The organism is Pontibacillus salipaludis (assembly GCF_014642405.1).
Taxonomy (GTDB): Bacteria; Bacillota; Bacilli; order Bacillales; family BH030062; genus Pontibacillus; species Pontibacillus salipaludis.
Window position 1 is genome coordinate 19983 of the sequence record NZ_BMIN01000028.1, and the last position, 13417, is coordinate 33399.

The following is a 13417-nucleotide window of genomic DNA, read 5'->3' on the forward strand; positions in this document are numbered from 1 at the left end:
TGCACTGCTTTAAAGTACAACCGCGTGCCTGACACCCTTTCTTTCTCTAAAGTCATAAAGCTTTTTTATGTATAAGAAAAAGCTGGTGGGGCCACCAGCTTTTGTTTTTATTATTGGCTATATTGGTTGACTTCAAACAGGTCGATGAGGTCAATGTCTGGGTTTTTATCTTGGAACCAGCGTAGGGAGAAGTCATTCTTAAAGAGAGCAAGGTAGTTCTCTTCACGGTCTTTTACTAGAAGACTTCGGTCATCGAATTTGGAACGATCAACTTGGTCCGATTTTAACCAACGAGGAATTCGCTCCCCGATATCTTCAAATCGAACGCCTACGTTGTACTCATTCTTCATACGATACTCAAACACTTCATACTGAAGTTGTCCGACTGCCCCGATAATATATTCGTCGCTGCGAAGACTGCGGAACAATTGAATAGCCCCTTCTTGCACAAGCTGTTCAAGTCCTTTCTTGAACTGCTTCGATTTCATAACGTTCTCCACAACAACCTTCTTAAATACTTCAGGCGGGAACTGTGGCAGCTCTTCAAAGTGGAAGGTTTCTTTCCCTTCGACAAGCGTATCGCCAATACGGTATACGTTCGGATCATAAATTCCGATAATATCACCCGCATAGGCTTCTTGGATCGTCTCCCTTGAGGATGCAACGAATTGCTGGGTCTGTGCTAATTTAATAGACTTTCCTGTCCGATCTAATGTAACGTTCATTCCTCGTTCGAATTTGCCTGAACATACACGCACAAACGCTACACGATCGCGGTGTGCTGGGTTCATATTCGCCTGAATCTTAAAGATAAACCCTGAGAATTCTTCCTTATCAGGTGAAATCATGTCCCCAGATGCCTTACGTGGAGCAGGCTGTGGAGCCATAGAAATGAATTCTTCAAAGAAGGTGCGAACGCCAAATGGAGCAAGGGCACTACCGAAGAATACAGGCGTTTGCTCTCCTCTTTGAACCGCGTCCATAGAGAACTCAACGCCAGCTCCATCAAGCAACTCAAGCTCTTCGAATGCACTTGCAAACGTCTCATCTTCAGCTAGTTCAGGATGATCGTTAATTTCATCATACGGAATAGACGTTTCGGTCTCATTTCCTGTAAATTGAACAAATTGTTCATTCTGACGATCTAAAATACCTTTAAAGCGTTTCCCCATCCCTACAGGCCAGTTCATTGCGTACGTTTCAATACCAAGCTCTCCTTCGATTTCATCTAATAAATCAAACGGATCTCGGCCTTCACGATCTAGTTTATTGATGAACGTAAAGATCGGAATACCACGCATCTTACAAACCTTAAATAGCTTAAGTGTTTGCGCTTCAATCCCTTTCGTTCCATCTATAATCATAACTACGCTATCAACAGCTGTAAGGGTACGGTACGTATCTTCACTAAAGTCTTCGTGCCCTGGTGTATCCAAGATATTAACCTGATAGTCTTTATAAGGGAAATTCATAACAGAAGACGTGACGGAAATTCCACGCTGCTTCTCAATGTCCATCCAGTCAGAAGTCGCAAACTTTCCGGACTTCTTCCCTTTAACGGTACCGGACTCACGGATCAAGTTACCGAATAATAGAAATTTCTCTGTTAACGTTGTCTTACCAGCATCCGGGTGCGAAATAATCGCAAACGTCCGGCGCTTCTTCATTTCGTTTTGTACACTCATTGTTCATTCTCCCATCACATGATGAACTGCTCTATTTTTACATAATAGAGGCCACACCTTGACCAAAAGATCAAATGGAGCGGCCTATACATTCTCGTCATCTTAATTTTATCAAACATAGCACGAAGGAGATAGACAAGTCAATTTCCCTCCTCATCCCCTGCAACTAATATTTGACCATTCTTTTCATTTTGTAAAAGCGTACGCAAAATCGTCGTCGACAACTTATTTGGTGGATATGGCTTCGTTAAATAATGCTCGATTCCAAGTTCTTCACCTTTGGAACGCTCATCAAGAGCGGTCGAAATAAAGATAGGGATCTGCTCCAATTGAGGCCGTTTTTTAATTTCCTTAATAACGTCCCAGCCATCTAATTCGCCAGCAAGCATCAAATCAATAACAAAACCATCTGGTTCATAATGATCAAGCACCCGTACGGCGGATTCACCACTTGCATAGTGAAGGACATTGAATCCCGTCCCTTTCAATTCTTCGCGAATTAACATCGCCAGGCTATGATCATCTTCTATGACCATAATGAGTGGTAAATCGGGTGTTAAACTTGTTCCATCACCTTCTGACTTCGGTTGAGCAAGCGGAAGAGTGATTGTAAAGACACTCCCTTTACCAGCCTCTGAGCGTACTGTAATCTTACCACCATGAGCTTCAACGATCTCTTTAACAATGGATAACCCTAGTCCGGTACCACCGATTTTCCTTCTCTCTGAATTATCAATACGGTGAAACTTCTTAAATAGCTTCGGCAGTTCATGATCCGGTATGCCTAACCCTTCATCAGCTATGTGGATGAATAACTCCTGGTCATTTCCATTCATCGTGACAATAACTTTCCCACCATCAGGAGAGAATTTAATGGCGTTACTAATAAGGTTCGTAAACACTTGGATCAGCTTCTCCCGATCTGCTAAGACAGGAAGATGAGAAGAGTGGTTGTTTAAATACACTTCATGTTGTGAGGAATACGGGAAGGAATCAATCACTTCCTGAGCGACTTCCTCGACTTGAATGAACTCTTTCTCGTAGACCTGACGCCCTGATTCCATGCGCTGTAAGTCTAAGAAATCGTTAATTAAATTTGTTAAGCGTTTTGCTTCTTTCTCAATTGTACTTAAATATCTTTTCTGTTTCTCAGGCTTAAGCTCCCTATTCAACATCAGTTCCGTGTACCCTAACACACTAGCTAGCGGTGTTCGGAGTTCATGACTAACGGTACTCACAAGCTCAGACTTCATCTGATCGACTTCGTATTGAGAAGTAATATCTCTGTGAACAAATAACGTTCCAAGGCGTTCGTCTCTACGGTAGATTGATTCTGCATATACCTCTATAATTCTGCGATCAGGACCTGCTACCTCATAACGGTATTGTGAACTCTTCTGTGAAGATTGAAAAATCGCCGTCTCGAAAAAGGCTGTAACGGCCTCAGGGTCCTCTACGCGCTCTTTGAAAAAGGTAACCCAATACGAGAAAGGCTCATTCAAACAATCCTCACAATTCTCCGCTTCCATAAAACTACACAACTGGCTGTTATATTGGATAAGCACTCCTTTTTCATCAATAAATTGAATGCCCTCATTCACATTATCAATTATATCTTGATTTAACTGGCGACTTTGTTCGGTTTCTTCATATAAAAACAATTTCTCAAGTGACAAGGATACTCGACTCAGGATTCCCTCAAGCTCATTAGTTTCTTCTTTATCAAAGGAAAGTCCAACCCTTGTACCCACAAACACGGCTTGAAGTTCTCCCTTCGCATCAAATATAGGAGCAAAGACATCGTAACTATACAGCGTTTCCTCGTGGTACCCTTGCTCTCCCTCGAACGCCTCTCTTTTCAGAACATAAGGCTCTTTCGTCTCTTGAAGACGGACAACGACCTGCTCTTCAATATGAGATCTCATTCTTGCAGCCGCTTCATTTGAAATACTAATACTCGCATAATCAGAACTATCCAGGACTAGCAAGATCCCTTTATTGAACGAGAAAATTTGCTGAAGCTGGAACAAGACCGTCTCCAACAACTCTTCCATATCGAGTGTGATCGATAAAGCATGATTCAGTTCGTTATAATGTTCAAGCGTATTCTTCGTTCGATTCGTTTCTTCTAAAAGGTGTTTCAGTTCTTGCTCAGCTTCCACCATATTCGTGATTTCGAACTGAATAATATAATATTGTTCAATTCCCTGATGATCATTTTTGTAAGGGACAATGGTAGAATCCACCCAATAGTACGTCCCATCCTTTGCCTTATTCTTCAGTTCGCCTTTCCAAATCCGCCCTTCTCTTAACGTACGAATCATTTTCTCATAAAATTCCGGTTGATCATCTGCGAAGAAGGATGAGTACGATTGACCCATAATTTCTTTAGAAGAATACCCAGACACTTCACAGAACTTATCATTTACATCTGTAATGAAACCTTCTGTATCTGTTACAGATAGAATGGTTGCTTCGTTAATGGCCATATTCAAGTTCTTAATCTCTACAACCGAATTCTCTAGTCGCTCTTGTTGTTCAGTTAGTTCATCTTGCTGGGCTTGGAGCTCTTCATTATGAGCTTGCAGATCAGCTTCGCGGTCCTGTATGACATGAGCCATCGAAGACAATGCATTGGTTAGTGTCCCTAACTCATCTTGACGGCGCACCGTAGGAAACGACACCTCTTTCCCAAGCGCTAACTGCTCAGAAGCATCAGACAACTCGCTAAGCGGTTCGCCTATACTTTTAGACATTCGTTTCGTAGCAAGACTGATGATGATAAATAACATAACAATCAATGCACCTAATGCGTATGTAATCCGGTTGGTTCTTTCTATAAAATCCTCATGAGCCGCTTCTAATTCCCTCTCATTTGCTGCAACAATCTGCTTATTCCTTAAGAGAAAACTATTAATACGGGAAGTGCCACTCGTATCTTGTGAAATGTTTACAAGCTCTTCATAATTGCCATCTTCAGCATAGGCAACAGCCGCTGGCAAGAGCAGATCCCAGTATTCCTCAACATATGCAGAAAGGTCCTCATAGACAAGCTCTTCTTCACTCGTTAACTCATATTCTTTCAACTCATCTAACAAAACAACTAAGTTCGCGTGGGCCTCCTGGCTCAACTCCCATTCGCCCTCATTCAAAAAAGCAAGATACCCTCTCGCCCGCATAATCATCTCGTTATATTCTTGTTCAATATTCTCTGCGATTTCTGTCTGCCTAGAAAGCGTTTCTCTCTCTTTTAAATAGCTTTCTTTCACCTGAGATTGAATGGCTAGAATAATAGAAATGCCGATTAACGCGAGAACGAAGACAACCATCATAATAAATTGAAATTGCCTGCGAATGCTTTTTCTGAAAAAGTCACGCATCGAGAATTTCCTCCACAAGTTCAATTAATTGAAGAGGACTAAATGGTTTAGCCATATAATAATGAATACCGGCAGCCTTTGATGCATCGATATCCTTTTGCTGATTCTTAGCTGTTAACATCATGATCTTCATACGCTCTTTACCGTTTAACGATTTTATTTTTTCAGCAACTTCAATCCCCGTCATTCCCGGCATCATGTAGTCTAATAGTAGAAGATCGTATTCATTCTTCTGAACTTTTTCAAAAGCCTCCATCCCATCCTCCGCTTCTTCTAGTTCATACCCTTCTTCTTCTAACGTATCGACAATTAACATGCGCAAGACTTCCTCGTCGTCCGCAATTAAAATACGCTTCACGTTCATTCCTCCTTAAAAAAGTAACCGCTGAGCTAGTCGCTTCACTCGTGCTTCTAGCTCTGAAACACTAAATGGCTTCGTAATATAATCATCGGCTCCAAGATCTAAAGCCTTTACGATATCTTGATCTTTTTTTCTTCCGGTCAGCATAATAATGACGAACTGATCCACGGAACATTCTTTACGAAGCTTCCGCAACACTTCAAGTCCATCCATCCGGGGCATCACACCATCTAACAATAAGACGAACTTGCCATCTTGTTGGTACCATTTAGAATCAAAGAATTCTTCCCCTTCTCGGAAGGTTCTTAGCTCCACTCTATGCCCTTTAAACGTTAGCTTTCTTAAATGATCCTGAAGCAGTTCGTGAATAATAGGATCATCATCAATAATCCCAATGCGAATGACATCAAGATTCTGAGCAATCTCCCCTTTCTGCTCATCAAATACCTGCACTTGATTACGACCATTCCGTTTCGCCATATAAAGAGCTTGATCTCCGTGCGAAATGAGTTCATCCGTATGCTTAATCCGGTGATGAACAGAAGCTATCCCAGAAGAAAAGGAACATGTAAATGTCGTACCATCTTTTTCAAATGGTTGCTCGGAGAAGACGTGTAAAAGGCGATCCACAATCATGCGCGCTTGTTCTCCGTCTGTCTTCGGCATAATCAACATAAATTCTTCTCCGCCATACCGGATAAAGTAATCACCTTGACGTTTATTCTTCATAATCGTTTCGGCGAACTGCTTGAGAACAAGATCACCTGTATCGTGGCCATATGTATCGTTAATACGTTTAAATCGGTCTAAGTCAAGCATCGCAACAGAAAATGTAGTCTCATAACGCTCAAATTCTGCCCATTGGCGCTGCAACTCTTCTTGTAGAAACTTTCTGTTGTAGGCTCCTGTCAATTCGTCTAACAAAATCTGAGCCTGAAGGACGCGCTTAAGTTCTAAACGATTCTGGATTAAAGCAAGCATTTCTTCGTTATCAAAAGGGGAATGAACGATATCAAATGCCCCGGCCTCATATGCTTTCTTCCGTAACATCGCATGGGGCGCATCTTCCACAAGCAACGTAGGCACAAAACTATGTCTTGCTTTATTGGCAATACTTGAAAGAACGTGAAACCCGTGGTCCTCTTTTTGATGTAAATCAATGATGACGTAATCAGGCTTCTGGCTATAAAACACTTCAATCGCCTTCGCCTCATTTGCCGCGACCATCACCGCATAATGTTCTTCAAGCATATCTTTTATATTCGATATACGATCGATTTGATCCCCAACAAGCAACACTAACGAGCCTTTTGGAGTCTCATCTTTTATCTTTTCAATTAAGGATTCTGTATGAACTTCAACAGATGAATATTTCTTTAATTCTTCTATAAGCGGACTTAAGAAAGACTGCCACCTTTCTTTTTTCCATTCATAATCAACAGACGCAGGCAACTGTTGCATAAGACTCGTTGCCACCTCTGTTATAGAAGGTAAACCAATAGATGAAGCCGTTCCCTTTAATGAATGCAAAAACTGGTACATCGCTCCGTTCGTAATCGAACGATGCTCACTCCAGCTTTGGAGAGTGGAACGGGTTCGCTTCAGAAATAGGGTCTGATACTTTTGCAAATGTCTCTCTCCTTATCGTATAAGTCTATGTATCTATTATCTTATATCTGGCCAATAAAAGGAAGAAGTTGGCTATAGAAAAAGCTTGTTCCATGCAAAAAAAGCTACACTCACGAATGTGAGTGTAGCTTCTCTTCAATATGATTCTTCTTAGTCTTTGTAAATCATAACCTTACCTACTGTACCGTCTTCGCTTTCTCCCGTTACGCGGAAGTTTAAGCCGTATTCAGGTACGTTACGTCCTGCATCAACCAAACCTGGGTTGGAGTAATCTGCAGAGTCGCTGAATAGTGGAGTGCGTTTTGTATGATTATCCTTCAGCGTAATACCAAGAAGATCTGTATAATCCAGATACATCTTTTCAGTCTTATCTAGACTAAACGCTGCATCGTGAACCTGGTAACGTGTCGAAGCTACACTTCCATCACTCCAATTAACCGTCTTCTGGTCCGCGTCGACAACACCTACAAAACCATCACCTGGGTGATAACCTGTCCAGTTCTCGCTATATTGCTTATCCACGTACCATACTAGTAAGCCATCATCGAAGGTCATTAGGCTGTCACCACGACGGATGTTGGCTAAGCCTTCGTCAACGCCGTTGTGGCTTCTCCATTCTAGGAGGTAGTAGTGGTCGCTTCTTTTGATACCGTCTGTTTTTGTGAAGCCATCTAAGTTAAATAAAGCTTCCCCTTCTGCATCGTCAAATACAACTTCTTCCCCATCAACGACTACTGAAAGATCGTCAGCGTATAAACCTGGGTTACTAACGGCACCATCTGTTACGTACTCAATAGCCACTTCTACTTCTTGTCCAACGTAAGGAGAAAGGTCGAATGATGCGTCGATCCATCCATTAGATGAACCAGTAATACCGTTCCCTAAGTTAGAGTCATAAGGGTTCTCATTAGTAGTAATATCTGATGCAACTGGCTCACCATCAACAGTTACATATGCATAATCCCAATCTTTCTCAATATCGTACCAAGTTTTGAAATTGAACTCTGCTGAAGTAGCATTTGTAAGGTCTACTGTTTTCTTTAAGTAGTTATGCAAGTCATCAGCGCTTCCACTGAAGTACTCATACTCACCACTAGCAGGTTCGTTGATTACTGTTTCTTTTTGTGGAAGAGTTACTTTTACTACGTCATTATTCTTACCTTTAGTTACACCTTCATCAAGCAAGAATTCCGTACCTTTTCTATCAACTTCTTCTAAATCAATTTCTGATCCAGTTAACCAGTTCCCTTTTGTTCCTTCATTATCTACAACCGCAGATTCTTGAAGCATTTCCTTCATATAAGGACTAAATCCAGTAGGCATTGTACCAGGAATATCTCCTGCCCAACTTCCGCTAGACATAATAGACCAGTAGCTTACCGGTTCACCAGCACCTGAGTACTGCGTATCGTACTCATCAGGAAGACCTAAGTCATGACCGAATTCGTGAGCCATAACACCAACCGCACCATCTTCAGGCTCGATTGTGTAATCATAAGCAGCCATCGATCCGCCCCAGTATGGGACAGTTGCTTCTGTTCCTGTGATAGGAGTTACGCCACCAAGGTTCCAACGGTGAGACCAGATTGCGTCTGATCCTAAGCTACCGCCACCTGCTTCTTCACCAACACCCGAGTGAATCACCATTAAGTGGTCGACTAAGCCGTCTGGCTCTAGATAATCTCCATCACCATCTAAATCATAGCGGTCCCATTGGTCATAATCCGCAATATTAACATCAGGATCAGCTGCAGCTGCCTGTAAAGCTTCTTTTACTAAACCGCGAGCATTCACATCACTATCATCTTCTGTAGGATAGTTGCCACCATAAGCAGCCGCCGGTTTACTCGCTGTATACCATCCAGCAACTTCCCCTTCAACCGAATAACTTCCGCCAGACTGCTGTTCGTAGTACTGTTTCATAGATACATAGTTTTCACCGTCTGGACCTGTCCAGCCGCCATCACCAAACAGCATATCCTCGTAATGTTCAGGAGAGTATGCATCTTCCCCCTCATAATACATATCCGTTTCATCAGCTGACATAGAGTTATGAGGCTTGTCCGGATAATCCACTAGCAATACGAGGACCTTGTCCGTACGCATTTCACCATTATACGCTTCCTCTTCAACACCATCTGGAGCATTTTTCTTCGCCTGTCCAAGTTTGTTTCCTTTACCGTTAGTCAAGCTGTTGTTTTCCATTTGCCCTTTAAGCTTATCTTTAGTAGTTTCCTCTTCATCATGAAGCTCTCCTACTTCTTTATTAGCTGATTCTTGCTTAGCCTGCAAGAATTGGTTCAATTTCTCTTGTGCTTCTGCCGGCGAAGCATTTTTTCCAATCGTACCATTCTCTTTCAACATTTCAATTAAACGCTCATCGTTTGCGATGGCTAAATCAAATGGTGATCCTCCTTCATGATGGACGTGTTTGCTTTTGCCAACCTCACTCGGTGAAGGCATGGAAGCATTAACGCTCGCCACTGGACCAATCGCCAGCGTCAGCGCTAAAGCCGATGTTAATAATTTACCCTTCTTCATCCGTCATCCCCCTAAATTTCTGAATTTTTCGTTATTTGGATTATTCTTACTATAAACCCAACTTGTAGTTTAGAACAACACTTCATCTCGAAATAAAGGCAAAATGAGCGTTTAGACTGGTTTTATCGACACCTATCGACACGTTTTAGGTAGTCCATTCGCCTCATTCTCCTATTTAATCGCTTCGACCCACTCACAAAATGATCCAGAAATAGAGAATACTGTGTTAAAGATCAGGATATGAGATAATACATATACCTACTACTTCTACAGAGGGGGAAATGGGATGAAGAAGTGGCCATTTGTACTAGGAGGATTTTTGCTTATACTAGCATTTCCTTTTATATGGTGGCTCTTAGAGCCTAAGCAGCCGTTAGAGACACTCATAGTGGATAAAACGGTTCCAAATGAGTCTTATAGAGAGCACAAAGGCCTAACATGGCTATTAAATTATGAGAAATATACGAAAGCTGACGGGGATGCTTATGACACGGAGCAAGATTACGTAGGGTATCACCCTGGTGAAAAACCTGAAACATCCTCTTTACCGGAAGACTTAAGCACCTACAATATGATCTACCTTGCTGATACATATGGCGTTTATGACGCTGATTTAAAAGGAGATAACAGCGACGGTGAGAAGTCTACCAAAGTCACAGGCGGGTTAACAAAGGAAGAGGCCGAACAAATAGAAGCCTCTCTTTATGAGAACCCAGCCACTTTTATCGCGGAATTTAATACATTTTCAAGCCCGACACGGGGGGACGCGCGTCAAACGATTACCAATCTATTGAACATTGAAGCGACAGGTTGGTCAGGACGTTATTTCAAAGATTTAGCTAAAGACTCACAAAAAAGCGAAATCCCTAAATGGGCCGTACGCGATTATGAAGAACAACAAGGAAAAGATTGGTCATTCAAGGGAGCAGGTTATGTACTCGTTCATAGAGATAACACGATTGTTGTGTTAGAAGAAGATGAGCACGTATCTGGCGAAGGCATTCGAGCTACCTTTACAGATCAAGGGGAAAAACAATTCGGTTTAAAAGAAAGCCCCCATTACGCTTACTGGTTTGATATTGTAAAACCTTATGATTCAAAAAATGTGATGGCTTATTATGACTGGGACCTAACCGAACAAGGAGAGGAAAAATTAAGCGAGCACAATATTCCGCTTCAGTTCCCTGCTGTCACACGCACAACGAAGAACGATTATCCAGCTTACTACTTTGCAGGTGATTTCGCTGATATGGAGTCGCTGCCTCCCTTCTATCAATACAAAGGCGTAGCAAACTTCCGCAAATGGTTCTCGTTTGATGATCCGTCAAATCCTCAACCATTTTATTGGAAGACTTACGTACCTATGTTAAGAGACATTTTAAAAGAAGCGAAAACGTCACCAAAGTCACAAACTGAAGAGACTAAGAAACAAGTAGCCAATGAAGACGGGATTTCTTACCCTACAAGAGTTGGCGAGAAGCGTTTTGAAATCTATCAAAACGGAGAATGGAAGCCTGCGCTTATGAAAGGTGTAAATATAGGTATGGGGAAACCTGGTGCCTTTCCAGGAGAAGCTGCCATTACGGAGCGTGAATACGCCAGATGGTTTGAACAAATCGGCGAGATGAACGCTAATGCAATACGTGTATACACGCTTCACCCGCCTGGTTTTTACAGAGCCCTTAAGAATTACAATGAAGATGCAGATGATCCGATTTACGTCTTTCACGGGGCTTGGGTTGAAGAAGAACCGCTTGAACGTCATTTAGACAGCTTCCATGAGGAAAATACGGAGTCGTTCAAACGAGAAATCTCGACCTTAGTAGATGTCATCCATGGAAATGCTGAAGTTGAAGAGAAACCAGGTCATGCGAGCGGCGTTTACAACGCTGACATTTCTGAATACGTGATTGGTTGGATTATTGGCATTGAGTGGTTCCCTGAGATGGTCGAGAAGACAAATGAAAATCATCAAGATAAGGGAGATTACTCAGGCGAGTATGTGTACACAGAGGACGCACAGCCCTTTGAACATTGGCTAGCATCGATGATGGACTACACCGTTCAATATGAAATGGAGCATTACAACTGGCAGCGCCCAATTAGCTTCACGAATTGGCCAACGACTGATTTTCTCGAGCACCCATCAGAACCTCTTGAGAAAGAAGATCTCGTAGGCGTAAACCCAAATGTTATTCACACGAACGAAGATACATTTAAGCCAGGCATGTTTGCGAGTTATCATGTTTATCCGTATTACCCTGACTTCTTTAACTATGACGAAGAGTATCTGTCCTACAAAGACCAGCGCGGAGAGAACAACAGCTATGCAGGTTACTTAAATGACCTCGTGAGTCAGCATGATATGCCAATTCTTGTTGCCGAATTTGGAGTACCAGGATCCCGCGGGAAGACACACGGCAACCCATTTGGCTGGGACCAGGGGCACCATTCAGAACAACAACAAGGCGAAATCAATAAGCGCTTATTTGAAGACATTGTCGCAGAAGGCACGCTTGGTGGACTCGTCTTCACTTGGCAGGATGAGTGGTTCAAACGAACGTGGAACACGATGGAACTTGATAATCCAAACAGACGTCCATTCTGGTCAAATGCACAGACCAATGAACAACAATTTGGACTGTTATCCTTTGACCGCTTAAAACGAACCGTAGATGGAAAAGGAGAATCATGGCAAGACGCTAAACTTTCTTCATCCGAAAACGGAAAAATCCAGTCAGTAGCAACTGACCATGACGAACGTTATCTCTATCTTCGTTTCGATATGGATAAAAGCTTCAACTTTGAAGATCAATCGCTCCACGTCGCCTTCGATACGATTCAAAATCAAGGCATCACAACGCTCACAGATGAAGTGACGACAAAACAAGGTGTCGATTTCCTCCTAGAGATAAACGGCAAAGAACAAGCCGAACTCCTTGTCGATAGCTACTATGATCCATTTTACTATCAATACGGAGAATCACTCTCTATGATTGAGCAACAACCATATGCTAGTAAGAAGAATAACGGAGAATTTCACCCGATTCGATTGGCCTTAAATAAGGAATTAAAGATTCCAACGACTAATGAAACCATTCCGTTCTCTTCCTATGAAACAGGAAAGCTACAACACGGAAACGCAAACCCAGAATCCGAAGATTACAACGCATTAACCGATTACGCAATCGGAGAAAACGATCAGGTTATAGAAGTCCGAATCCCATGGCAACTTTTAAACATCAAAGACCCAAGTCAAAAAGAACAAATGACAGACCTGTGGAAAGAAGGATTAAAAGGATCTCGAAACTTCGAAAACCTATCCATCATGGCCTACACAAAACAAGGTAATGAAATCAACTCAAAAACCAACTTCCTCCCTTACACATGGGAGAACTGGAACGAACCAAAATCAGAAGAACGCTTAAAGAAATCCTACGACATTATGAAAGACGCATTTGAACAAGCGGACTAACCAAAACACCCCACTCGTTTATGTAAACGAGCGGGGTGTTTTTTTGTGTAATGAAATGTACTTTAAGCCACGAGCTGAGACATTGAAGCCTTCAGAGGTTTGTGCATATCAATATTCTTTTGCAATGGAGACGTTAATCTAATATGGCCTGGGGTGGCTGGGGAACGGGGAGACTCCTGCGGGAGAAAGAGGTCGACGAGACCCCGCAGGGCACGAACTTGAGCTTGAACCATATTTTTGGACACAGTTAGTCTGAGAATATGAGGTGAGAAAATGAAAAAATTTACTCCATTCATTAAACATGATGTGGTTCAAAGATATTTAAATGGAGGAACGAGCTACAGAG

Annotated in this window: 6 protein-coding genes; 1 reads left to right on the forward strand and 5 read right to left on the reverse strand. The window is 42.2% G+C overall.

Features of this window, described 5'->3' with window-relative positions; genetic code table 11:
• Window positions 1–110 precede the first annotated feature (110 nt).
• From IEW76_RS20015 to IEW76_RS20035, 5 genes are all read right to left on the reverse strand, one after another.
• Window positions 111–1685, reverse strand: coding sequence for a peptide chain release factor 3 (locus IEW76_RS20015; RefSeq protein WP_188656144.1), 1575 nt, complete (start codon window positions 1683–1685; stop codon window positions 111–113).
• A gap of 140 nt (window positions 1686–1825) precedes the next feature.
• Window positions 1826–5065 carry an ATP-binding protein gene (locus IEW76_RS20020; RefSeq protein WP_188656145.1) on the reverse strand — a complete coding sequence of 1080 codons (3240 nt, stop codon included), beginning with the start codon at window positions 5063–5065 and terminating at the stop codon, window positions 1826–1828.
• The gene (locus tag IEW76_RS20025; protein ID WP_188656146.1) at window positions 5058–5423 is read right to left on the reverse strand and encodes a response regulator; all 366 of its coding nucleotides are present in this window, start codon (window positions 5421–5423) and stop codon (window positions 5058–5060) included. Before IEW76_RS20025 ends, IEW76_RS20020 begins: the two co-directional genes overlap by 8 nt.
• A gap of 12 nt (window positions 5424–5435) precedes the next feature.
• Window positions 5436–7055, reverse strand: coding sequence for a GGDEF domain-containing response regulator (locus IEW76_RS20030; RefSeq protein WP_188656147.1), 1620 nt, complete (start codon window positions 7053–7055; stop codon window positions 5436–5438).
• A gap of 150 nt (window positions 7056–7205) precedes the next feature.
• The gene (locus tag IEW76_RS20035) at window positions 7206–9596 is read right to left on the reverse strand and encodes an immune inhibitor A domain-containing protein (protein WP_188656148.1); all 2391 of its coding nucleotides are present in this window, start codon (window positions 9594–9596) and stop codon (window positions 7206–7208) included.
• Window positions 9597–9882: 286 nt separating this feature from the next.
• Here IEW76_RS20035 and IEW76_RS20040 point away from each other — a divergent pair, with 286 nt between their 5' ends.
• Window positions 9883–13071 (forward strand): hypothetical protein, encoded by a 3189-nt coding sequence (locus tag IEW76_RS20040; RefSeq protein ID WP_188656149.1) that lies wholly within the window; start codon window positions 9883–9885, stop codon window positions 13069–13071.
• The last annotated feature ends 346 nt before the right edge of the window (window positions 13072–13417 follow it).